The sequence below is a fragment of the Paenibacillus jepli genome (genome assembly GCF_047238105.1).
Lineage (GTDB): Bacteria > Bacillota > Bacilli > Paenibacillales > Paenibacillaceae > Paenibacillus_D.
The window spans coordinates 1,946,238-1,968,498 of the sequence record NZ_JBDFMD010000001.1; the positions used below are offsets into that span (position 1 = coordinate 1,946,238).

The 22,261-nt window shown below is 58.4% G+C and carries 20 protein-coding genes and 2 pseudogenes; 3 read left to right on the forward strand and 19 right to left on the reverse strand.

What is annotated here, in order from left to right:
* Position 1: 1 nt before the first annotated feature.
* Both ABC336_RS08735 and ABC336_RS08740 read right to left on the reverse strand, forming a co-directional pair.
* Positions 2-1,585, reverse strand: coding sequence for a response regulator transcription factor (locus tag ABC336_RS08735; protein WP_413238289.1), 1,584 nt, complete (start codon positions 1,583-1,585; stop codon positions 2-4).
* Positions 1,586-2,223: 638 nt separating this feature from the next.
* Complete coding sequence (locus tag ABC336_RS08740) at positions 2,224-3,288, reverse strand: MBL fold metallo-hydrolase (RefSeq protein WP_413238290.1); 1,065 nt, start codon at positions 3,286-3,288, stop codon at positions 2,224-2,226.
* 180 nt (positions 3,289-3,468) lie between these two features.
* Here ABC336_RS08740 and ABC336_RS08745 point away from each other — a divergent pair, with 180 nt between their 5' ends.
* Positions 3,469-4,623, forward strand: coding sequence for a conserved virulence factor C family protein (locus tag ABC336_RS08745; protein ID WP_413238291.1), 1,155 nt, complete (start codon positions 3,469-3,471; stop codon positions 4,621-4,623).
* Between the two features lie 209 nt (positions 4,624-4,832).
* Here ABC336_RS08745 and ABC336_RS08750 read toward each other — a convergent pair whose 3' ends face one another.
* Positions 4,833-5,948: a transglutaminase domain-containing protein gene (locus tag ABC336_RS08750; protein ID WP_413238292.1), complete on the reverse strand. Its 1,116-nt coding sequence runs from the start codon at positions 5,946-5,948 to the stop codon at positions 4,833-4,835.
* Positions 5,949-6,371: 423 nt separating this feature from the next.
* A complete protein-coding gene (locus tag ABC336_RS08755) occupies positions 6,372-7,007 on the reverse strand; it encodes a bifunctional 4-hydroxy-2-oxoglutarate aldolase/2-dehydro-3-deoxy-phosphogluconate aldolase (protein ID WP_413238293.1) in 636 nt (211 codons plus the stop codon).
* Between the two features lie 209 nt (positions 7,008-7,216).
* Here ABC336_RS08755 and ABC336_RS08760 point away from each other — a divergent pair, with 209 nt between their 5' ends.
* Positions 7,217-7,870, forward strand: coding sequence for a hypothetical protein (locus tag ABC336_RS08760; RefSeq protein WP_413238294.1), 654 nt, complete (start codon positions 7,217-7,219; stop codon positions 7,868-7,870).
* A gap of 299 nt (positions 7,871-8,169) precedes the next feature.
* On the opposite strand, the gene ABC336_RS08765 is transcribed toward ABC336_RS08760, so the two are convergent.
* From ABC336_RS08765 to ABC336_RS08790, 6 genes are all read right to left on the reverse strand, one after another.
* A complete protein-coding gene (locus ABC336_RS08765; RefSeq protein WP_413238295.1) occupies positions 8,170-9,021 on the reverse strand; it encodes an MBL fold metallo-hydrolase in 852 nt (283 codons plus the stop codon).
* An 83-nt stretch (positions 9,022-9,104) separates the two neighbouring features.
* The gene (locus ABC336_RS08770) at positions 9,105-9,752 is read right to left on the reverse strand and encodes a hypothetical protein (protein WP_413238296.1); all 648 of its coding nucleotides are present in this window, start codon (positions 9,750-9,752) and stop codon (positions 9,105-9,107) included.
* A gap of 18 nt (positions 9,753-9,770) precedes the next feature.
* Entirely contained in the window at positions 9,771-10,148 is a 378-nt protein-coding gene (locus ABC336_RS08775; protein WP_413238297.1) for a hypothetical protein, read from the reverse strand.
* Between the two features lie 200 nt (positions 10,149-10,348).
* Complete coding sequence (gene araD, locus ABC336_RS08780; RefSeq protein WP_413238298.1) at positions 10,349-11,074, reverse strand: L-ribulose-5-phosphate 4-epimerase; 726 nt, start codon at positions 11,072-11,074, stop codon at positions 10,349-10,351.
* 80 nt (positions 11,075-11,154) lie between these two features.
* Entirely contained in the window at positions 11,155-12,264 is a 1,110-nt protein-coding gene (locus ABC336_RS08785) for a GntR family transcriptional regulator (RefSeq protein WP_413238299.1), read from the reverse strand.
* A 206-nt stretch (positions 12,265-12,470) separates the two neighbouring features.
* Entirely contained in the window at positions 12,471-12,674 is a 204-nt protein-coding gene (locus ABC336_RS08790; RefSeq protein ID WP_413238300.1) for a cation transporter, read from the reverse strand.
* A 160-nt stretch (positions 12,675-12,834) separates the two neighbouring features.
* Here ABC336_RS08790 and ABC336_RS08795 point away from each other — a divergent pair, with 160 nt between their 5' ends.
* Positions 12,835-13,236 (forward strand): secondary thiamine-phosphate synthase enzyme YjbQ, encoded by a 402-nt coding sequence (locus ABC336_RS08795; RefSeq protein WP_413238301.1) that lies wholly within the window; start codon positions 12,835-12,837, stop codon positions 13,234-13,236.
* A 68-nt stretch (positions 13,237-13,304) separates the two neighbouring features.
* Here the strand turns inward: ABC336_RS08795 and ABC336_RS08800 are convergent, their stop codons facing one another.
* From ABC336_RS08800 to ABC336_RS08835, 9 genes and pseudogenes are all read right to left on the reverse strand, one after another.
* The gene (locus ABC336_RS08800) at positions 13,305-14,276 is read right to left on the reverse strand and encodes a 2-hydroxyacid dehydrogenase (RefSeq protein WP_413238302.1); all 972 of its coding nucleotides are present in this window, start codon (positions 14,274-14,276) and stop codon (positions 13,305-13,307) included.
* Positions 14,277-14,379: 103 nt separating this feature from the next.
* Positions 14,380-14,817 (reverse strand): Rossmann-fold NAD(P)-binding domain-containing protein, encoded by a 438-nt coding sequence (locus tag ABC336_RS08805; RefSeq protein ID WP_413238303.1) that lies wholly within the window; start codon positions 14,815-14,817, stop codon positions 14,380-14,382.
* A gap of 252 nt (positions 14,818-15,069) precedes the next feature.
* Positions 15,070-15,196: pseudogene (locus tag ABC336_RS31930) on the reverse strand (MFS transporter); the annotation flags it as partial.
* 33 nt (positions 15,197-15,229) lie between these two features.
* Positions 15,230-15,811, reverse strand: a complete 582-nt coding sequence (locus tag ABC336_RS08810; protein WP_413238304.1) for a CGNR zinc finger domain-containing protein — start codon at positions 15,809-15,811, stop codon at positions 15,230-15,232.
* A 46-nt stretch (positions 15,812-15,857) separates the two neighbouring features.
* Positions 15,858-16,598, reverse strand: coding sequence for an MBL fold metallo-hydrolase (locus ABC336_RS08815; protein ID WP_413238305.1), 741 nt, complete (start codon positions 16,596-16,598; stop codon positions 15,858-15,860).
* A gap of 566 nt (positions 16,599-17,164) precedes the next feature.
* Positions 17,165-19,111: an ABC-F family ATP-binding cassette domain-containing protein gene (locus ABC336_RS08820; RefSeq protein WP_413238306.1), complete on the reverse strand. Its 1,947-nt coding sequence runs from the start codon at positions 19,109-19,111 to the stop codon at positions 17,165-17,167.
* A gap of 46 nt (positions 19,112-19,157) precedes the next feature.
* Entirely contained in the window at positions 19,158-20,447 is a 1,290-nt protein-coding gene (locus ABC336_RS08825) for an outer membrane protein assembly factor BamB family protein (RefSeq protein ID WP_413238307.1), read from the reverse strand.
* Complete coding sequence (locus tag ABC336_RS08830; RefSeq protein ID WP_413238308.1) at positions 20,444-21,589, reverse strand: PAS domain-containing sensor histidine kinase; 1,146 nt, start codon at positions 21,587-21,589, stop codon at positions 20,444-20,446. Before ABC336_RS08830 ends, ABC336_RS08825 begins: the two co-directional genes overlap by 4 nt.
* Positions 21,582-22,245 (reverse strand): annotated as a pseudogene (locus tag ABC336_RS08835) (response regulator). Before ABC336_RS08835 ends, ABC336_RS08830 begins: the two are co-directional and overlap by 8 nt.
* Positions 22,246-22,261: the final 16 nt, after the last annotated feature.

Here is a 22,261-nt window from a genome sequence, read left to right on the forward strand (position 1 = left end):
CTTATCCTTCCTTTTCATCCCCCAGATATTGTCTGCGGTACCGGCTCGGGGAGAGTCCGGTGTGTTTTTTGAATACTTTCGTAAAATAGCTGTGATCGGCAAAACCGACCATCCCGCCGATCTCGGCGATCGTCGCTGCGCCAGCCCGTAGCAGCTCGGCCGCCTTGTCCGTGCGTACGCGCTGCAGGTAATCGACAAAACCCTCTTCGTGATGCGAGGTAAAAAAGCTGGAGAGATAGGACGGATTGAAGTGAAAATGACGGGCGAGCTCGGTCAGGCTGAGCGGCTCCGCATAATGCTCATCGATATATTGAAGCAGCCGCTTCATGTTGACATTGCCGGTGTCAGCCGTGCGCGTCTCGATAACCTGTCTGGCTTCCGCGATGAAACGGTTCAGACAAGCCGCCGCTTCATCGGCATAGTTCGCTTCTTCGATTGCTTTAAAGTAGGCATACTTATTTTTCTCCAGCTCCTGGACATCGTAATCCATATTGCCAAGCATGACGGTTATGTTGAAGATCAGATTGCCCAGGAATGTTTTGTATTCGAACACATCCGTCGTGTAATCGTCGGCCAGAGCCTGCACATGCTCCTGCAGGTAGTCGAAGGCGTCGGCAAACCGCTCGCGTTTGAACTCATCGGCGAACCGGCTCAGGTGGAAGGCTTCCCTGCGGGCCGGGGGTTCGGGTAGTTCTTGCTCGAGCAGCACCTGCCGGCCGGGGAAGTAAAAGGTATAGCCGATCAGCTGCAGCAGCCGCTCGCGGTAGATGACGCCGACTTGTTGCAGTTCCGTGAACGGCTCGCTGATGCATACCGCAGTCTGTATACTGCCGCCTGCACCGAGCTCGTCTGCCAGCGCTGCGGCCCAATCGCCGAGTCTGCCGAGTTCCTGTGCCTGCATATTCAGCAGAAATGCTGCCACCGGCTTGTTGGTCGGCAGCGGCAAGACCTCGACACCGGGAAGCGTGCGCTCCGTCAGCGCTCCAAGCTGCTGCCGCGTCCGTTCGTCATGCGGCCGCTGCTCCCCGGCAGTTGCGGCGAGACGCACGCCGGCCAGGCAATAATAGGGATGGGGCAGTATGGCAGAGACTCTCGCCGTCTCCTCCGCTGTCGCCTCGAAGCCCGTGAGCCAGCGTTCGAGCAGCGTATGGAGCGGCACATCCGGTCCGCCTTCTCCCTGCGTCGTCGCTTGCAGCGTCGGGATGCGCTCGGCTGCCAGCTTGAGCACGGTCAGCAGATGCTGCATGTCAAGCTTGGGCTTGAGGATATAGTCGGCCACGCCGCTCTGGAAGGTGGAGCGGACATAGTCGAACTCGCCGAAGCTGCTAAGGATGACCACCTCAATCTCCGGATAGTGCAGCTTGATCTGCTTGGTCAGCTCTTCCCCGTCCATCAGCGGCATGACGATATCTGTGATGACGATGTGCGGAGCCAGCTCGGCGATCTTCTCCATCGCTTCCTGGCCATTCGCGGCTTCGCCGACGACCTGGAAGCCTTCCTGCTCCCAGTTCATGAAGTATTTGATCCCCTGGCGGATCAGCTGCTCGTCATCGACGATCAACACTTTGCAGTAGGATGGTGCCATCGCCAGTTCCTCCCTCTTTTGTTACGTTGCGTGTAAGCATGTTATCAATTAGATATAGCTTACTACAAGTGGTGCACTTTCCCAAAGCTGTACTCCCGGGAGTTGCCGCGCTAGATAAGAAAAAACGACTTCGTCGTCCTTCTAGGACGTGCGAAGAGCTTTGTCGGAGAAATACAAGCCAAGTAGATAGGAGAATCATATACTTTCTTGCTATTTCAAGGTGAAACGGCTACGCCGTCCTTGAAAGACGCCCAACTCCGACGCGCTGAGGGAAGAAAGGGTACTTACGGAGCGCGGTGAACGGTCGGACCAGTCGCTAGTGCCACGAGATCCCCGGCATGAGCAGTTTCAACGACCCTTTCTGCCGCTATTGCGTCGCAATCTACGGCTTGAGCTGCTCCAACGACCCTTTTTGCCGCTATTGTGTCGCAATCTACAGCTTGAGCTGCTCCAACGACCCTTTCTGCTGCTATTATGTCGTAATCTACAGCTTGAGCTGCTCCAACGACTCTTTCTGCCGCTAATGCCGCATTTTTTCTAGCCTGACTCCCAGGAATCATATAAACACTTATAAATACACAAAAAACCGCTGTCCAGGCCCGTATCTCAGCCCGGAACAGCGGGTCGCCGCTTCGCTCCTATCTTCCCGACAGACGCCAAGTCTCTCCATGCGAGAGGATCACCAGACGTTCCGGTTCAATCTTCAAGTCGCATCTGCCGCTCTCCAGCCGGTCCAGCGCCTCGCGCGGCGTATCGTCGGCGAGCTTGAAGCAGCTGTAATGCATCGGCACGAACAGCTTCGCTCCCGTATCCAGGAACGCCTGCAGCGCCTCCTCCGGCGAGACATGCTGCGGCGCCATGAACCACTCCGGCTCGTATGCGCCGATCGGCATGAGCGCCACGTCAATCTCGAACCGCCGGCCGATCTCTTCGAATCCCCGGAAGTATCCGCTGTCCCCCGCAAAATAGATCACGGGCCGATCGCCGACGACCGGACGTTCCTCACGCGCCTCAGCCGCAGGTTCAGCGCGCTCGCTCTTGGGAGCTGCAAGCGCAGAGATCGCAGCTTTGTGACGCTCTGCTGCCCCCGGATCGTCCTGCGCCTCCGCATCCGGCGCAGGCTCGATAACCCAGCCGCCCCAATGCGACTTGTTCATATCCCACGGCGTCCGCCGGGTCGAGTGCTGGGACGGGACGAACGTGAAGCGGACGCCCCGTATCGTAATCGACTCCCACCAATGGAACTCCTTGATGCGCATGAATCCCTTGAGCCGCAGCTTCGAGCGAAGTCCCGCTGGCACGAGCAGCAGCTTGGAGCCGGTCAGCCGCCGCAGCGACGAGATATTGAGGTGGTCGTAATGCGAATGAGAGACGAGCACAATATCGACCGGCGGCATATCGGTAATCTCGATGCCGGGCGGGGTCATCCGCTTGTTCATGGCCATCTTGGCCGCCCAGACGGGATCGGTCACGATATTGAGCCCTGAGTGCTGGACCAAAAACGTCGAGTGGCCGATCCATGTAATCGAAGGCTCCGAATCGTTATGATCCAGGTAAGTCAGATCTGGAGCTGTATTGGGTACCACATAGGAATAATCTTTATATTTGGCCTTGCGCACGCGTTCTTGGCGCCAACGTTTGAACTGAGCCATTGTTTTGGCGGTTTGTATGGGATCTGAGTTCTGGAATGGCAATCTTCGCAAACCGTCATCTCCTCGCCTTCTGATGTCTCCCCTAGAATAACAAGAGAGACGCATTGTACGCAAATTACCCGCAAAAGGTGCAGCATAAACGAGAATACATCGTCTCCGAGGGTTCGCAATCGGCAGTCAGATGGGGTACACTAACGCTATAGTTATCTTGATGATCAGGAGGTACCCGATATGAAGCTGATTTCGATCGAACCGACGCCAAGTCCCAATTCCATGAAGCTCAATGTCGATGAGAAGCTGCCTTCCCAGCAGCGGGATACGTATACCAAAAACCAGGCCGCCGAGGCGCCTGAGCCGCTGCGCAGCCTGCTCGCGATCGACGGCGTCCGCAGCTTGTTCCGGACGGCGGACTTCATCGCCCTGGACCGCAAGCCCAGCAGCGACTGGCAGCCGATCCTGGAGGCTGCCCGGACACTGCTCGGGGGCGCCGAAGGACAGCACGGCACAGATGCGGAGAATGCCGGCGACCGGACGTTTGGCGAAGCCCACGTACTGATGCAGACGTATCGGGGCATCCCGATGCAGCTGCGCATCCAGACGAGCGCTGGCGAGCATCGGACGGCACTGCCGGAGCAGTTCACGGCGGCGGTGCAGGAAGCGGCGGGCGCGAGCATGATCCGCGAGCGCAAGCTCGAGGAGCTCGGGGTCCGCTATGGCGACCCCGAGGAGATCGCGGCGGAGGTCGCGGCCGAGCTGTCCGCGGCCTATACGCCGGAGCGGCTGCGCGAGCTCATCGCTGCAGCCGCCGCGCTGAGCGCGGACGCCACGGCAGCGGAGCAGGCTGCGTCGGCGCCGAGGCAGGCGCCGCCGACGCCGGCGGAGCTGGCTTCGCTGCTCGAGGAGCCGGACTGGCGCGTCCGGTATGCAGCGCTGGAGCGTGTCGGCACGGCGGTGCCGGAGATGCTGCCGCAGCTGGCGCGAGCCGTAACCGACGAGAACACGTCGATCCGGCGGCTGGCGGTCGTCTATCTCGGCGACCTGCGCAGTCCGGAGGCGCTGCCGCATCTGTTCGCCGCGCTGCGGGACAAGTCGGTGTCGGTCCGTCGGACCGCCGGCGATACCTTGTCCGATCTCGGCGACCCGGCGGCGATCGGCCCGATGATCGAAGCGCTCGCCGATCCTAACAAGCTCGTCCGCTGGAGGGCCGCCCGCTTCCTGTACGAGCTGGGCGACGAGACTGCGATCCCCGCCCTCCGGGAGGCTGCGGGGGACAGCGAGTTCGAGATCCAGCTGCAGGCCTCGATCGCTCTGGAGCGGATCGAACGCGGCGAGGAAGCGGCCGGCTCCGTTTGGCAGCAGATGACTGCCAGCCGCCGCGGGCAGTAGGGCTGTAGTTGCCCCACAATTCCTTACACTATTTAAGCGGCGGCGCCGCCTGCATCAGCCCACGGTGGCTGACCGGCGCGCCGCCGCCCCACTATTTCCGAATCCAAGTAACTTTTTACCCCTCATTAGACGCCGCGTCCCTCTAGGAACGTCAAAGCCCCCGTGTCTCTCTCGACACGGGGGTTCTGCCGTCTGCGCCACATGGCGGGCTAACGATGAAGGGTGAATTTTGCATCCAACAGCACGGAACCATCATCGCCGTAATCCCGGTAAGACAGCTCGTAGGAAGCAACACGACCGGTAGCTCGCATCGCCTGATCGATATCTGCCTTGAGTGTTGCCCCATTCAGATAACGGATCTGGAAGGCACTCTCCCCTGCCTGGATCGCCTGCCGGATGCGAACCGTCAGGTCGTTGACCCCGGCGGCGACATGCTCGGCCTGCAGCCAGTGCAGCCCAAGCTCGCGCTCCAACTCCAGGTAGAATGCTGCGCGCGCTGTGTCCTGCTGCATCAGCTTGCCCAGCGTGTCCGCATACACAGTCACTGCCGGCGGATAACTGCGTGTCCACGTATGGTCCTTGCGCATCTCCTGATCCGTCTTCAGATAATAAGCGTAGCTGACTTCTCCCGGCTGATCCGGCACCGGATCGTTCCAAGTCACATCCAGATGATACCAGGAGCCATTGACATTGACGATGTTCCAGGCATGGTTGCCCGTATCCACAGTCCCTTCGACGATTCGGTTAGGGATTCCCGCAGCCTCGAGCATCTTGTAGGCGAGCAGGGAGTACCCCTGACAGACCGCGCGCCCGTCAGCCAGTGCCTCATACGCCGTATAGCTCTGAAGAGATTCGTCGTAAGCGACGTTCAGGACGATCCAATCGTTGATGGCCTTAACCTTCTGGTGAGCATTCATCCCGTCATGGATGATCTGGGCGACGATGTCGGCTACCCTCTCATCCACATAAGCGGTCTGCTCTGACGTTTCCCGATACTCTATCATGATCTTGATCTTGGCCCGCTGGCTCCAGCTCTGGATCGAGTACTGGTAGGAATCCACAATATACGCTATATAGTCATCCTTGGCCATCGCAGCCTGGATGATCCCGGGCATCTGCTCGGAAAGATCGGACTGGCTTCCGGTGTAGGTGATTGTAAACTCGGATTGTTGACCGCTCAGATGCTGATAGATCGTCTCTTCCAAAGTAGAAGCGCTGGAGATGGCGGAGGAATCTGCCGTGACAAATTCATACTTTAACTCCAAGGCCAGCAAAACAGCTACGATCGAAAGTAAAATCCCACTTCGCAAGATGAATTTTTTCATTGAAGACCCCCTTGCTTCATAACGTACAGGGCTTGCCTCTGTACATTATAGCTTATACCGCCCGCTGTAATCCAATTTTCCCCCTCATTAATTTGCACCTCCAACTTGGACGCGCTCCATTTGCTTCACTTGATTTGTAATGTAATTGTAATATTACACTCAGGTTGGGTTCAGCTTGTCTCTCTATACTATTAGACATGACCCCCCTTTATTATATATTTTCTCTCTTACACCTGTGGCTGCGTGCCGCAGGTGTCTTTGTGTATATGGGCTGTGTCCTCTCGTGGAGCGACACTGCGAGCGACAAGAGAGACCCCGCACACCGAATCCATCTGTGAACGGTTGTGCCGCGCGCCATCGACTGGTTGATGGCGCACGGCGACTTGCACGTTCAAGCGGATCAACTGCTACCCGTTCAAGGGGTTATCCCTGCTCCTGTATCGCCTGGACAAACCGCGACGCCTGCTTACGCAGCCGGTCGAACTCGCCGCTCTCGATCCAATCCTGCCTCACCAGCTTGCTGCCAAGCCCCACTCCGCACGCTCCCGCCTCCAGAAACGCGCCAATATTATCCAGATCCACGCCTCCCGTAGCAATCATCGGGATGTTGTTCAGCGGCGCCCGGATTTCCTTGAGATACGATAAGCCCAGCGAAGCCATCGGGAATACTTTGACCGCTTCCGCCCCGGCCTTCCACGCTCGGACGATCTCTGTCGGCGTCATCACGCCGGGCCAGACCGGCACATCCTGCCGGATGCCATACTCGATTACCGCTTCGTCGAGATTGGGGGAGATGAGGAACTGCGCCCCGGCATCAACGGCTTCCTCTGCCATCTCTACATCGAGCACTGTCCCGGCGCCGATCGCCGCTTTCTCGCCGAACCGCTCGCGCCATCCCCGGATTAATCCCGTCGCGCCCTTCGTGTTCATCGTGACTTCCATTAATCGGATCCCGCCGTCGATCAGGGACTGGGCCGCCGCATCGGCTGCCTGCTCTTCAATATTGCGGAAAATCGCTACTATTTTATGCTGCATCAGCAGCTTCGTCATGTTGTGCATGTTTTACCTGCTCCTTTGTATGAGGGCTTGATTCCTTCTAATGGTATTTTATCGGACTCCCGGCATATCTACAACCACTGCGACACCGGATAAGCGCCCAGTGCATACAATACTGCATCGAGTTCCGCCCATGGGCGGGCATCCACCTGCATTCCAACCGCCCAGGGCTGACATCCCCAAGATTGTCTCCAATTAAAGGAGTGTTCACGATGCGAAGATCAGAGTTTCCCAACGGTTATCCCAGCCTCCCGGTAAAAAGCGGCTGCGGGTGCTCCGGCGAGCAGTCACGCATGATCCCGCCGCCACCGGGCCCCGGTCCCGGACCTGGTCCTGGACCCGGACCGTTTCCGCCGCCACCTGGGCCAGGGCCGTTTCCGCCAGGACCAGGGCCGTTCCCGCCGCCACCTGGGCCGGGACCGTTCCCGCCTCCGCCAGGACCAGGGCCATTTCCACCGGGACCGGGGCCGGGGCCATTTCCACCCGGGCCGGGGCCGTTTCCACCCGGGCCGGGGCCGTTTCCGCCGTTTCCGTTGCCCATCCCACTGCCGATCCCGCTGCCGATACCAATCCCGGGCCAGCAGCGCAACGTCACCGTGGTGATCAATGGCGGGCGCTCCTTCCCGCAGATCACACAGCCGTATTACATTCGTTACCGCCCAGGCCTCACGGTGTATCAGGCCCTGCTGGAGACGGGGGTGGTTCAGATCTCGTTTAGCGGGCAGATCGTCGCCGTGAGCGGCATCTACATCTCCAGCAACGTTCGCTATACACTGCGTCTGAATGGCCGGCCGCTCCCGGTCAGCCAGATCTATCTGCCCTTGCAGCCTGGCGATGCTGTCGGCCTTGAACTGTTCTACGTGTAGCCGTATAAGCCAGCCCCTCCCTATTGTGGAGGGGCTCCTTTGTGTAGTGCCTTGGCAACGAAGCGTCACCGTCAGCGCTCCAACAGCAGCAAGAGCTGAACTATAACCCCGCCATAGTTGCCCCCAACCCAAAATGCTACCGCAATAACTGCCAAACGGCAGTCGGATCCGACCGCAGCCGAGCAACGCGCCGAAATCAGGATGAGGTAAGCTATAAGCCTTGCTCCAGCACAAATAAAACACGCCCGTAGAGGGCAATATCATAACATGAATGACATTGCCCTCTACGGGCGCTTGAGTTACAAAAATGCTTTGTCCGATGCGTACAAATACCGCTCAAAGCGGGCCATCACATGGCACTTCTGCTCGGGATACTGCTCGTACAAATACTGCACAAAATGGCCGGGCTTCTCGCTGTTGCCTGCGAACATATCATAATGCAACGGCACCACGGTCTCGATCTCCGCCGCAACAGCCAGCTCTGCCGCTTCGCGGTAGTCCATGTTGCCTACGATGTGCTGACTCCGGCGATAATAGTCGCCGCCATTGATCGGCAGCAGCCCCAGGTCGATCCGCTGCTCCCGCAGCGTCTCCGCCAGTCCGTCGTAGATCACCGTATCACCGGCATGGTAGATCGTAAGTCCATTCATCTGCAGCACATAACCGACATAGCGGTCATAACCTTGCTCATTGCGTTCGAGCACCTCATGCGCTGCAGACACCGGCAACAGCCGGATCGGGTCTTCGGCGGAACCGATATCAAGCCATTCTCCGGCCATCGCGTCGGTGATCCGCTCTGGCTGTACGCCGCAGTCCGTCAGCAGCTCTCTGCAGCAGGCGGGGGCTACATAACGCGTACCCGGCTGCGTCCGCGCCAGGACGCGGACCGTCTCGGGATCGAGATGGTCGATGTGCTCATGCGTGATCAGACAGACATCGATCGTGTCGATCGCCTCCGGCGGAAATGGCGGGGCAAAGGTGCGGATCTCCGACAGCGTCCCCGAGATAAACGGATCGATATAGATGACCGTCTCCTTGCCCTTGAGGATAACGCTCTCTTGACCCAGGAACCATACTGCCGCCATCCCCTCCGGCACCCGTGTGCGCGCGACCTCCGACATCCACTGCTCGTGACTCCGTGATTGTGCCATGACAAGCCTCCATTTCTGTAATCTGTATCTCTTGCTGTACCGCCTCCTCCAGCCGTCTACTGACCGGCCGCCGTCGGCGTCTCTCAGTCCGCCTGAGCAAGCTGCTCTTCTGCCCAGCTCATCAGCTTGTCTGCCACAGCCTGACCCGACTCAGGGAGCATGATGCCCCGATCCGAGACGAGACGACCGTCGGCATCCATGTAGAAGGACAGGATCTCACGATCCTGGTCGTCTTCCATGATGAAGATGTAAGGGCCGGCCTGCTCCTGGCCGGACTCCGGCACTTTCTCCGCGACATCGTCGAGGATGTTCGTGAACTGGGTGACGCCACGCCTCGTATCCGTACCTGCCTCCCGGCCGTCTGCAGTGTCCCGGACGATGACTTCGTCCACCCGCTGATCGTTGCGGGCCCAGGTTGACAGATGATAACCCGTCACCCGGATATCCGCTGACGTCCCGTAGGCCGGCTCCGCGCCATCGTAATCATCCGATAGATAACTCACGTAGCTGCCGATATCGATCTGCTCGGCCGTGCTCTCCGGGACGGTCAGATAAGTCGTCGTATAATTGCCCTCCTCAGGGACATCGATCAAGGTCAAGACCGAGCCTTTCTTCTCTGTCACGGCGCCTGTGAGCCTGCCGTCTTCCGCCGCTTGTTCACCCGAGCACCCGGATGCGGCAACCAGCAGACAGAGCATCAGGACGCCGATCCCGTGTTGCAGATGCTTCATGCTGTAACCTCACTTGATTTATTGGGCGATGATCCGGTTGGTAGCGGCCAATTGCCGCAGCTCGATGTTCATGCGCTCCCGGAAGCCGTCGCCGGTCTCGAACTGAATGCCGTAGCAATACAGCCCGTCCTTCAGCGTCTGCCAGCGGATCACGCCATGCAGCTCCCAAGGTTCTTCATTAAACTGGGCATAGAGCACCAGTCCCACTGCATGCTCGGCCGTGCCGAGATTGAGCGCACTCACCATATTGCAGCCGGAGCGGCTCAGATTGATGATCTCCGCTTGCGCTCGCTTGCTGTCTACCGGTTGATTATTGATCCGATTGATCTGAAAGGTACACGCCTCCGGGGTATGGAAGATATACCGGAAGGGCTCTTTTCTTCTGCTTTTGTCCATAGCGCAGGCTCTCCAGATGTAGTTAGATTAGGAACTTCTACCAAAAAGTATAGTTGAAAAGCGTTGTCATTTCAACGATTTGTCCCCAGGCACCCCTTTAGCTTCCCAAGCGGAAGAAACTTTTTACAATATCCGCAAAAAAAACAAGGCACAGCCGGATATGCTGTGCCGATAGAAAACCATTGCGGACTTGCTGAAGATTAATGGCCGCCATCTTCGCTGCCTGGAGATCTCGACTGGCCGTAGTAGGCGTTCGCCCCGTGCTTGCGCAGATAGTGGCGGTCGAGCAGATGCTGGTCCATCGGCGCCACCGACGGATTGAGCGCAAAGGTATGAACGGCCATCCTGGAGCATTCCTCCAGCACGACGGCATTATGGACTGCATTGTGCGCGTCCTTACCCCAGCAGAACGGCGCATGACTGTTCACCAATACGGACGGCACCTGCATCGGATCGATGCCCCGCGAGACGAAGGTCTCGACGATGACGCGGCCCGTCTCCAGCTCATACGCTCCCTTGATCTCCGCTTCGGTCATCGGACGCGTGCAGGGCACCTCGCCATAAAAGTAGTCGCCATGGGTCGTTCCCAGTGCAGGCAACGCGCGGCCCGCCTGGGCAAAGCTGGTCGCCCATGGCGAGTGCGTATGCACGATCCCGCCGATACCGGCAAACTCTTTGTACAACAGCACATGGGTAGCCGTATCGGACGAAGGCTTGTAGCTCCCTTCGACGACCTTGCCGTCCAGATCGACCACGACCATCTGCTCCGGCCGCAGCTCTTCATACGGCACGCCGCTCGGCTTGATAACGACCAGCCCGCTGTCCCGGTCAATCCCGCTTACATTGCCCCAGGTAAAGGTGACCAGCCCGTACTTGGGCAGGTCCATATTCGCTTCCCATACCAATTGTTTCAGTGATTCCAACATGTTGTCCTCCAGCCCCTTCCTTGATTGACTGCCTAATGTTCATTATAGGTTGTACGTACAAGTGTGTCACGCAAAAGTTTCTATCCTCGCCGTCGTGTAGATTGCCGGATTATCAGTTGCGGAGCATAGACACGGTCTTCCCCCGGCAGGCGCGCTCCCCGCTCTTCGATCAGCCCCATCAGCAGCTGCACGGCATCTTCTCCCATCTTCGTCTTGGGATGAGCAATGCTCGTCAGCTTGACTTCAGTTGCCGTCGCCAGAGTCGAATCGTCGAAACCGACGATGGACAGATCCATCGGCACGGTCAACCCCTGCCCCCGGATGACATCCAGCAGCCGGACTGCCAGCTGGTCATTGTAGCAGACGATCGCCGTCGGCCGCTGTCCCGGCTCCGCTGCCAGCAAGGCGGCCAGCGCCTCTGCAGGGAGCCCCTCCTTTTCTTCGGTCGTGTATCGGATCAGATGCTCCGGCGCCAGCGGCAGCCCGTGCTCGCGGTGAGCCCGGCGGAAGCCGCGCATCCGGTGCACGCCTTGATAGTCGTCGATCTTGAACAAACCGACGATCCGCTCGTGGCCCAGCCCGATCAGATGCTCCGTTGCCAGACAGCCGCCCGCTTCGTCGTCTACCCTGAGGCACGGCGCATCGACGTCGGCGTACCTTTCATTGATCATGACGTACGGTATATTCTGAGACTCCAAGGCCAGGAAATAAGGGAAGTTCGGATTGCCTTCAGCGCTCCTCGTCGGCTCGATGATCAGTCCGCTGAGGGGCTCCCGCAGCATCGACTCGAGGCTGTCGCGCTCCTTGTTCTTCTCATTGTCCGTGCTCGCCAGCAGCAGCCTCGCCCCCCGGGCGCGCAGCGCCGATTCGACCCCGCGGACGATCGTCGGGAAGATATAGTCGGAGATATACGTTGTAATCATGCCGATCTTCATGCCCTCCGACACGTCCGGGCGCACCTGCTCGGGAGCGCCCGCGATGAAGGTGCCCTTGCCCTGGCGGCGGTAGAGCCAGCCCTCCCGCTCCAGCTCCCCCAGCGTCTGACGCACGGTCTGGCGGCTCATATCGAACCGCTTGGCGATCTCGTTCTCCGAAGGCAGCTTCTCATGCGGCTTGAACAGCTCGTCGGCAATCCAGGACAGGATCTCCAGCTTCAGTCTTTTGTACTTGGGCGGATGCTGCTCGTTCACGCGGACACCTCGATTATCCGTTAATTTTATGAAAGTAGTATAGCACATCTGCAACTTGTATGTACAAGAACACACAATTCTCCCTCATTCCTGCTCTGTACTCTCGCGGGCCATTTTCCTGAACAACAAAAAAACCGGTTGACACAAGCCCGGCCAGGCTCCGTTCAACCGGTTGGAGGACAAGATTAACCACTGGGACCGGTATGTTATGCGTTCGTCTCGTACCCTTGCTCCTCAATCGCTTCCCGGATCGTTTCGATGGAGACGCTGGATTCGTTGTACGTCACCTTGACGGTCCCTGCGCCCAGGTCCACTTCGCCTTTGGCCCCTAGTGGTGCGAGCGCATCCTCGACCGCTTTTACACAATGCTCGCACGACATCCCTTTGACTGTGATCACATCCGCTCTCATATCGCCAGCACTCCTTCTAGTCGTATTTACTTTAGATTACCCGCGATAAGCCTGCTTCTATCACGTACCGGCGGACTGCAGGAGCATAGTTGACTTCCCCTATCGGCCATGCCACACTTTAAGAGAACAATACTACTAGTCCAGAGAGGAGCCTGATCCGATGCTGCTAACCCAATCTCTCCGAACGTCACGACGCGACGAGATGATCGATATTACGCGCCAGATCACCGCCCTAATCCGCCAAGAGGGGATCAGAGACGGCCTGGCTGTCATCTATTCGCCGCACACGACCGCAGGTATTACGATCCAGGAAAATGCCGATCCCGACGTCAAGCTCGACGTGCTGATGCGCCTCGATGAGGTCTATCCGTGGGAGCATCCCAAGTATCGACATGCCGAGGGCAACACGGCCTCTCATCTCAAAGCGATGACTACCGGCACCTCCCAAACCGTCATCATCAGCGAGGGACAGCTCCTGCTCGGCCAGTGGCAGGGTATCTACTTCTGCGAATTCGACGGCCCGCGGACCCGGCAGTTTCATCTCAAGCTGATCAAGGATTAAGGCGGGATTACCGCTCGCCAGCCAGCCTCGCGCCTGATGTATGAAGGCGTATGATCACAGCGGCCCTGCTACTGCTCGTACAATCCGGTATTGACGACATGATCGGGCCGCTCTTCATCCATCACAGCCAGGATGCTGCGAACCGCCATCATCCCCATCTCCTCCCGCGTCTGCAGCGTCGCGCTGCCCAGATGCGGAGCCAGCACGACATTCTCCAGCTTCGTCAGACCTGAGGCCAGCTCGGGTTCCCGCTCGTAGACATCCAGTCCTGCACCTGCGATCCAGCCTTCCCGCAGCGCCCGGACCAAAGCGGCCTCATCGATATGGGCGCCTCTCGCGGTATTGATCAGGTAGGCACCCGGCTTCATCGACCGCAGCTCCCGTTCGCCGATGAGATGATGCGTCTGCTCCGTATAGGCGACATGAATCGATACATAGTCAGCCGTCCGCATCACCTCCTCCAGCGTGCCATATCGGATACCCAGCTCCGCCTCCTCTTCTGCCGCCAGGCGGGTGCGGTTCCAGTAGAGGATGTCCATATCAAAGCCCTGTGCCCGCCGCATCATCGCCCGGCCGATCCGGCCCAGACCGACCAGACCCAGCGTCGCCCCCGTGACGTCGCCGCCGATCAGCTGCAGCGGCGCCCAGCCGGTCCAGCCGCCCGAACGGACAAGCGTATCGCCCTCTACAATTCTGCGCGAGACTGCCATCAGCAGCGCCCACGCCATATCCGCCGTAGCTGCCGTCAAGACATCCGGCGTGTTGGTTACCGTGATCCCTCTGGCCGTCGCCGCTTCGATATCGATATTGTTATACCCAACTGCGTAGTTGGCAATGACCCTGAGATAAGGATTGGCGTCCATCACCTCTGCGTCGATCTTGTCTGTCAGCAGGCACAGCAGCGCATCCTTGCCTTGGAGCCCGGCGATCAGTTCCTCGCGCGTCAGTCCCCGGTCCTCCGCTGCACAGGTCACATCCGCCCGCTCTTCCAGATACGCCATCACCCGCTCCGGCAGCCGCCGCGTTACGAGCACCTTCATGTTTTGATTCGCCTCCTTGTGACCGTCCTCATTGAAGTACAGATTGCTTGTTGTCCCAACAGCCGTCTTGTGCCTGCATTATCGCACTACCGGATGGGCGGCGTCAAATCTCAGAGTGTAGTCCGAATCGGCCCGAGCTCCAGTACCAGAGCTCCTCGGCGCGGCTGCGGTCATAAGACTCATCCGATGAAGGGATCTGGCGCTTCCCGTCCCAATACGAGCCGCTTGCGACTCGCGGACTGAAGAGGAGATGGGCCAGATGCGCTCCTGACTGCCTGGTGCTGCGAACGCCGGGGTGGAATGGACGCAGTGCCGGCAGTACATATTTCCAGACGAAGCGTAGCCTAGGCGAGTAATCGCGGGAGAGCGACGAGACTCGTCCTGGCATCATCCCCGGATCGATTCGGTATCGATTTGGCCGATGTGCTGCTCCTCCCTCGTACATAGCATGGGGACCTAGGTTGAATAGCGCTTCATTTAACTTAACGGTTTGGGCAAGTCCCCCGCCGATCACGGCGATATCCTTATTATGGGATGTCATCTCGTTCACCTCAATTGTTCATCTTCGGCAGCCAGTTCCGACAGCGGCAGCGGCAAGGAAAGCGAACAGATACCATTGTGATTGACTGATACCGACACCGTAGTCTTGGATCAGATAAATGCGTCCCACCATACCATTTCGCTACGTATATTTGGATCGCAATGGCTACAACCGCCGCGATCGCAAGCCACAGCACGCCGCCTTGGCCGACATGGAAGAAGAGAACGGCCGTCATGATTGGACCGAGCGAATGGCCAATGTTGCCTCCGACTTGAAAAATGGACTGTGCCAACCCCCGGTTAGAGCCGGCAGCCAAATAGGCGACTCTTGAAGATTCCTGATGGAATATGGCGGATCCGATGCCGATGGCGAGGAGACAAAGATGGAGCCTCTACTCTTGTATTCACGCCGTTCAACTCCCCGACCGTTCTTTTTTTCTGGCATAAAAATCGGCCGCCTTCTGGCGATTACCGCAAAGGTCCATGCTGCACCAGCGGCGTTTACCGCTTTTGGATGTATCCACGAAATGAAGGATGCAGGAATCGTGCTCACACTTGCGTATCCGTTCCGGCGGATATTGAGCAACCGTTTCTACCAGAGAATGCAATACCGCGTAACTGACCCGGTCCATCAAGCTCCGTCCTACGTGGCTCAAATGAGGAACACCATCCTGCCGCACCATCCGAACATCGAGAACGAGTTCGCCGGACTTCTTCTCGAGTCTGGTAAAGGTGCGCTCGGACAAGCGTCCTTCCCGGAGCAGATCGGAGATCGCATCTATGCAAATGTACCTGAGGCGTACCAGCGTGTCGTGAATAGAGACCATTTCCGGATCTTCCGGAAGTTCACCTATGAGCAGGCCATTGCCCTCAAGCCACTGTAGCACGTGATTCGGCTCTTCAAGAACATCGACTTTGTGATTGTCCTGCATCACGAACGTATTGGCCAGATTGATCCATACTGCACCGCCAAGTGTAAATACCTTCTGTTCCATGAATGATGCTCCTCTGTAACTGGTTTTGTACGCTGCCGTCAACAAATTACAATGCTATTATTTTTGTTGTTTTTATCATGTTGATATTCACTTTACCTTCCGAAGCTGCAGCCAAGCGGGCTGCAATATTCGGGGTTTCGTTATAGATAGGCGGATATTGCATAGTTCCATAGTGAATAGGCACAAGCATTTTGGTACCGAGAACTGCGGCTGCCGCAACGGCCTGCTCCGGTGTCAGGCAGATGGGCTGCCCGCTGGGCATCATCGCAGGCAATTCAAGCACTGCACCATTGACCGGTAAAAATGCCGCATCGAACGGCCCGTAATTTTGAGCAAAGCTCCACCAGTAACCGTGCCAGAGTGTATCCCCGCAATGAATAACTTTACGTCCTGCTCCTTCGACGAACCAAGCAACTTGGATGTCGCCGAGACCATCTACGGATGGTAATGCGGTCGCCTTCACATCTCTACCTAGCTCGAAAGATGCGTAAACTGCTGCGCCGTTTACGTTCGTCAACCCTGCGGCCTGAGCGGCATCTTCCAATCCGGCTGGCACATAGACCGGGATCGCAGCTCCGTATGCCTCAATAATCGCAGCCGGATCAAAATGATCCTCATGCAGATGCGTAATCAATACGGCATCAGCTTTGCCGAAATAGTTGATCGGATACATCGGCTCACGAGCACCCCCAAACTCCTCGAGAATGCGAGTAATTGGGTCGATGACAATCGCGATGTCGCCTGCCTCGATACGGATGCCTGCCCAAGGCAATTTTTGAATGTTCACCTATAGCCCTCCTCTTCTTATATAACCTGATTATTTTCGTTTTACCAGTTATAATGTCAATATACCATCTTTGTTATAACCTGTAAATATTATTTTTAGAGGTTATACCAGTAAAAAGCCTTTTGCATTGTTTTAATTTACTTTGCGGTTGGTGTCAGCTTCATTCGCCAAGCCCCGTATGGTTACCTTTATTCCACTGTGTCCGGTAAGCCCATCATAAGATTTGCTCTAAAAAAGAAAAAACCACAACGAATTGTGGCAGCGGATGGTTCATCCATCAAGTTGACAGCAAGTATTGACTCTCTTAAAACTGGCCTGCAGTCTAGCATATATTGTATCTGCATGATATCCAGCCACTTCCAATATCGTATCACCCGAAATGTGGATACTCAGTAACCGCATTGAATTCCTCGAAACATTCCTGACAAATTCCATTTTACCAAACAAAAAGTTGGATTTCTGTCAATACACTGAAATCTATGCTCTGGGAGCGCACGATGCAAGGCCTAATCGGTGATTTAGAGCTGCGAAAGTTGAGAACATAACGCCTGCCGTAGGCAGTAAGGCTACCCCTGCTTCTGCGCCGCGATCTTCTCCGCCAGCTCGCTCAGGTACGTCCAGCGGTCCATCAGCTCTTCGAGCTCCGCCTCGGCCGCCTGCTGCTCCTGCATCAGCTCCTGCAGCCTGGCTGAATCACTCGCCGACTGCTCCATCTGCGTCTGGATGCGCTCCAGTGTCTGCTCGGCCGCCGCGACCCGGTCGTCGATCACCTCATATTCCTTCTGCTCGTTGTAGCTCATCTTGAGCGCACGCCCCCGCTCTCCCGTGCGCGCCGGCGCCTGCCCTGCGGCCGGCGCTGCAGGCGCAGCGGCAGCCGTGCTGCCGGACGAACCCTTGCCAGACGATCCACTGCCGGTACGCTCGGTCTGCCTTACGTAGTCCGAGTAATTGCCCACTGACTCCACCACCCGGCCGTCGCCCTCCAGAGCCAGGATGCGCAGCGTCGTGCGGTCGAGGAAATAGCGGTCATGGGAGACGACGAAGACCACGCCGGGGAATTCGTCCAGATAATCCTCCAGTACGGTGAGCGTCGCGATGTCCAGGTCATTGGTCGGCTCGTCCAGCAGCAGCACGTTGGGCGCGGTCATCAGGATGCGGAGCAGCTGCAGGCGCCGCTTCTCGCCGCCCGAGAGCTTGGCGATGGGAGTCCACTGCATAGTCGAGTCGAATAGAAAACGCTCCAGCATCTGCGAAGCCGAGATCGTCGTGCCGTCTCCGGTGCGTACCTGATCAGCCGCCTCGCGGATGTACTCGATGACGCGCAGCTGCTCATCCATCGCTTCATGCTCCTGCGTGAACCAGCCCAGCTTCACCGTAGGACCGAGCTCTACCTTGCCGGCGTCGGGCTCCAGCTCGCCGGCGATCAGCTTCAGCAGCGTCGACTTGCCCGTACCGTTGCGGCCGACGATGCCGACCCGGTCCTCCGGCACCGCGATGAAGCTGAAGTCCTCGATCAGCCGGCGGTCGCCATAGCCCTTGGCCGCATGCTCGATCTCGACGATCTTCTTGCCCAGCCGCGCCGAGGCGACGGACACGTCCAGCTTGCCCTGAGACCTGCCTGGGCCTGCCGCTTGCAGCTCCTCGAACCGCTCGATCCGGGCCTTCTGCTTGGTTGAGCGGGCCTGGGCGCCGCGGCGGATCCAGGCCAGCTCATTACGCAGCAGATTCTGCCGCTTGGCCTCGGTTGCCGCCTCGCGCTCCTCGCGCTCGAGCTTGAGCTCGACGAAGCGGCTGTAGTTGGCGGTGTAGAAGTACGCCCGGCCGCGATCGAGCTCGAGGATCCGGTTGCTGACCCGATCCAGGAAATAGCGGTCATGCGTGATCATGAGCAGCGCGCCCTTGCGCTTCTGCAGCATCGTCTCCAGCCAGGCCACCGACTCGTTGTCGATGTGGTTGGTGGGCTCGTCCAGGATCAGCACATCCGAGGGCTGGATGAGCGCCGCCGCCATCGCCACCCGCTTGCGCTGGCCGCCGGAGAGCGTGCCCAGCCGGGCATCGAACTGCGTGATCCCGAGCCGGGTCAGGGCGGACCGACCTTCGCTCTCCAGCTCCCAGGCCTGCAGCGCATCGATCTGCTGACTCGCTGCGACCATCCGCTCTTGCAGCCCCGTATCCTCCGGCTTCAGCTCCAGCGCAGCCATCGCTTCGTGATACGCCCGCAGCGCCCGCAGCTCCGGGCTGTCTCCCTGGAACAGATGCTCCCGCACGGTCATCTCGGGGTCAAAAGCCGGATTCTGCTCCAGCATCTGTACGCGGATGCTGCTGCCGAATACGACCCGCCCGCTGTCGGGTTGATCCAGGCCGGCGATGACCTTGAGCAAGGTCGATTTGCCGGTTCCGTTAACGCCGATGATGCCGACTTTGTCGCCTTCATCAAGACCAAATGACACGTCAGCGAACAATTGCTTCTCGCCGTAGCTTTTACTGAGGTTCTCTACTGACATTACATTCATGGTATATCCTGTCCCTTCACTCGTGGCTCAAGCCGGTTACTGTTGTCTACTCTGCCAGGCCGCTGATGCTTAGCCGGTACAGCTTGCCGCCATCGGCGTAGTATAACACGCCTGGTGCGGTGCGGATAGGCCAGCCCGGAACGTCGGCTGCCGTTAACTCGGTATCGTCGTAACCGACGACTCTGAGCTGTCCCGACTCCTGCTCCCAATGGTAGATTCCCTCTGGCGTGAACTGGCTGAAGCCCTGCGAACCCGTCAGTTGCGGCACCGCGGACTCGCCCAGATAACGGCCGGTCTCCATATCGAGCCGGTAAGCCACTGGACCGCCCGTCTCATCCAGAGGCTGATAGATCACCTCGCCCTGGTCGCTTGCCATGACTACGCCCGTATAATAATCGATGCCTGTCAGTGGCTTGCCGAGGTAAAACAGGGAAGCCCATTGATAATCGCCATTGCGATCGAAGCGATACAGATCGCCCGAAGACTTGTCGACGAGCTGCAAACCGTCTTCGACTTCCAACAGCCAGTTATAAGCGACCATCTGTCGTTCCCAGCGAGCGGTGCCTGTTGCGCCGTCCAACGCGTGCACACGCGTAGCGTAAGGCTCCGGCTGCTGCAGGTAGACCGTATCACTGAACGTATCCGGAGTCAGCAACATGTCCGTTTCGATCCGGCCGCTATGCCGCCACACGACACTGCCCTGCCCATCGAGCGCGAGCAGGCCATATTCCGTGTCCACGACGTAGAATCTTCCGTGTGCAAATTGTATGTTCAGCAGCCCTTTGAAAGTCCGCTCCCAGATCAAAGTGCCGTTACGATCGATCAAGCGAATCTCGTGCCGGCCCTTCTCGGTGTAGTATTCCACCATCAGCCGTTCGTCCGGGAGCAGGCGGACATGCCCGTTCACCATCCCCGGGCGGTGCTCGATCCGGCGGCTTTCGCCGGTAGGCGAATAAGCGAACACCTCAAAACCGTTGTCCGTGTATTCATACGCATACACGACGCCCTGACTGCCTTCGCCGACCACGACATAGTTGCCTTGCCTCTGCTCTGCGGTCCAGCTTATTCCGTTCCCGGCAGCACCGTATGCCCCCCGGAGACCGTCCCGCGTACCCTGGTAGAACAACGTCCCTTGAAGCGATACGCCTGTGATCTCCATGTATGACCAATCGCCCAGATCCGCGATCTGCTCACGCTGGACGCCATAGGCCGCGTCTGCTCCCGGCTCAGAGGCCTCCTGCGCATATATGGCGCCGACCGGCGCCGCCCCTTGCCAGACGCCTCCCAGCATGACAGTACACATCGTGATTGCTGCTCCTGTTCGCCAACCGTTCATTGACCTTCCCCCATGTCCTGATTTTCTTTGTCGATCGTCAGACTTATTCGTGTGCCTTCACCCGGCGCCGACTGGATCGAGAGCCTCGCGCCAATCGCCCGGGCGCGCTCCTCCATGCTGAACAGCCCGACGCCGCGCCCGCCCGCGCTTCGGGTGAAGCCGGCGCCGCGGTCGGAGATCGTCACCCGTACCTGCCCGGCATCCTCTCTGATGCTCAGCTGGGCCTCGGTCACTCCCGCGTAGCGGGCAATATTGATCAGCGCTTCCTGGATGATCCGGTACACTGCGGTCTCACTACCGTGTGACAGACGCGAGCGCAGGTTGCACTCGAAGGCGACCTGGATGCCAAAGTGGCCGCTAAAGTTCGCCAGGTAGGTGCGGATCGCCGGCACGACGCCGAGATCGTCAAGCACCGAAGGGCGCAGCTCCCACGCGAGCCCCCGGATGTCCTCGATCATCCGCGACACCTCCGTACGCAGCGGCTTCAGCTCCGGCAGCTGCCTGTCCAGGATCAGCCGGTCGATCTCGATCTGCAGCGAGAACAGGCTTTGGCCGATCCCGTCATGCAGCTCCCTGGAGAAACGCCGTCGCTCCTCCTCCTGGATATGCATCACCTTCACCATCATCTGCTTCAGTTCGTCCTCCGTCTCCTTGAGCCGGGTCACCTCATTGCGGATCGCCAGATACTGGTATGGCTTGCCCTGATCGTCCACGAACGGCACGATCGTCGTATTCATCCAGTAGAAAGAGCCGTCGCGCGCTTTGTTTTTGACCTCTCCCCGCCATACTTTGCCCGACTGGATCGTCTGCCACAGCGTCCGCATGAATGCTTTGTCATGATAACCGGAGTTGATGATCCGGTGATCGCGGCCGATCAGCTCGTCACGGCTGTATTGGGAGATCTCGCAGAACTTGTCGTTGACGTACAGGATCTTGCCCTTGGCATCGGTTATCGCCACGATCGACGATTCATCCAAGGCGAACTTCACATCCGCCAGCTGCTTGAGCGCCTGCTGCAGTTCGGCGCGTACTGATGCATCGTCCAGTCCCTCCTCCAGACGGCGCATCAAGGCTTCCACCCCCTGGGCCAGTTCGCCGGCAGTCATCTTCTCCAGGCCTGACGCCTGATTGCCCTCAGTCATAATCCAGCAGCCCCCTCTTCATCGCGAACTTGATCAGCTCGGGTCTGCTCTTCAGCCCCAGCTTCTCCATCAGATTGCTCTTGTGGGCTTCCACCGTCTTCACGCTGATGATCAGATGCTCCGCAATCTCTTTGTTGGCATAGCCTCTGGCCGTCCATGCCAGGATCTCTTTCTCGCGCTCCGACAGCTTGGCATAGACGCCGTCATCGCGCATCGCCCGTCGGCGGCTGGGACGCCTGCTGGATATATTCGCTCATGAGCCGCTTGGTTGCGGTCGGATACAGATAAGCGTTACCCTCGGCGACCAGCCGGATCGCGGCTAGCAGTTCCTCATGCGGCGCGTTCTTCAGGATGTAGCCGGACGCACCCTGATGGATCGCCCGGAAGAGATATTCGTCGTCATCATGCATGGTCAGCACGAGGATGCCGAGCTCCGGCATCCGCCGCCGCAACTCGCCCACCGCCGTCATCCCGTCCATGCCGGGCATGCTGAGATCCATCAATACGACGTCGGGTACGAGCGCTTCGGCTTGGGTAACCGCCTCTTCGCCGTTGCCCGCTTCGCCGACGACCTCGATCTCATGACGGCCATGCAGCAGCATGCGCAATCCTGATCTGACTACGGCATGGTCGTCCACGATCAGCAGCTTGATCATGCCATTCCCTCCTCTA

Excerpts from the sequence above, each read along its gene's own strand:
- ABC336_RS08775 (WP_413238297.1), bottom strand. The coding sequence starts at position 10,148 with ATGGACAAAAGCAGAAGAAAAGAGCCCTTCCGGTATATCTTCCATACC.
- ABC336_RS08770 (WP_413238296.1), bottom strand. The coding sequence starts at position 9,752 with ATGAAGCATCTGCAACACGGGATCGGCGTCCTGATGCTCTGTCTGCTG.
- ABC336_RS08790 (WP_413238300.1), bottom strand. The coding sequence starts at position 12,674 with ATGAGAGCGGATGTGATCACAGTCAAAGGGATGTCGTGCGAGCATTGT.
- ABC336_RS08830 (WP_413238308.1), bottom strand. The coding sequence starts at position 21,589 with ATGACTGAGGGCAATCAGGCGTCAGGCCTGGAGAAGATGACTGCCGGC.
- ABC336_RS08805 (WP_413238303.1), bottom strand. The coding sequence starts at position 14,817 with ATGACATCCCATAATAAGGATATCGCCGTGATCGGCGGGGGACTTGCC.
- ABC336_RS08750 (WP_413238292.1), bottom strand. The coding sequence starts at position 5,948 with ATGAAAAAATTCATCTTGCGAAGTGGGATTTTACTTTCGATCGTAGCT.
- ABC336_RS08755 (WP_413238293.1), bottom strand. The coding sequence starts at position 7,007 with ATGCACAACATGACGAAGCTGCTGATGCAGCATAAAATAGTAGCGATT.
- ABC336_RS08825 (WP_413238307.1), bottom strand. The coding sequence starts at position 20,447 with ATGAACGGTTGGCGAACAGGAGCAGCAATCACGATGTGTACTGTCATG.
- araD (WP_413238298.1), bottom strand. The coding sequence starts at position 11,074 with ATGTTGGAATCACTGAAACAATTGGTATGGGAAGCGAATATGGACCTG.
- ABC336_RS08735 (WP_413238289.1), bottom strand. The coding sequence starts at position 1,585 with ATGGCACCATCCTACTGCAAAGTGTTGATCGTCGATGACGAGCAGCTG.
- ABC336_RS08800 (WP_413238302.1), bottom strand. The coding sequence starts at position 14,276 with ATGAAGGTGCTCGTAACGCGGCGGCTGCCGGAGCGGGTGATGGCGTAT.
- ABC336_RS08745 (WP_413238291.1), top strand. The coding sequence starts at position 3,469 with ATGAAGCTGATTTCGATCGAACCGACGCCAAGTCCCAATTCCATGAAG.
- ABC336_RS08760 (WP_413238294.1), top strand. The coding sequence starts at position 7,217 with ATGCGAAGATCAGAGTTTCCCAACGGTTATCCCAGCCTCCCGGTAAAA.
- ABC336_RS08820 (WP_413238306.1), bottom strand. The coding sequence starts at position 19,111 with ATGAATGTAATGTCAGTAGAGAACCTCAGTAAAAGCTACGGCGAGAAG.
- ABC336_RS08765 (WP_413238295.1), bottom strand. The coding sequence starts at position 9,021 with ATGGCACAATCACGGAGTCACGAGCAGTGGATGTCGGAGGTCGCGCGC.
- ABC336_RS08795 (WP_413238301.1), top strand. The coding sequence starts at position 12,835 with ATGCTGCTAACCCAATCTCTCCGAACGTCACGACGCGACGAGATGATC.
- ABC336_RS08810 (WP_413238304.1), bottom strand. The coding sequence starts at position 15,811 with ATGGAACAGAAGGTATTTACACTTGGCGGTGCAGTATGGATCAATCTG.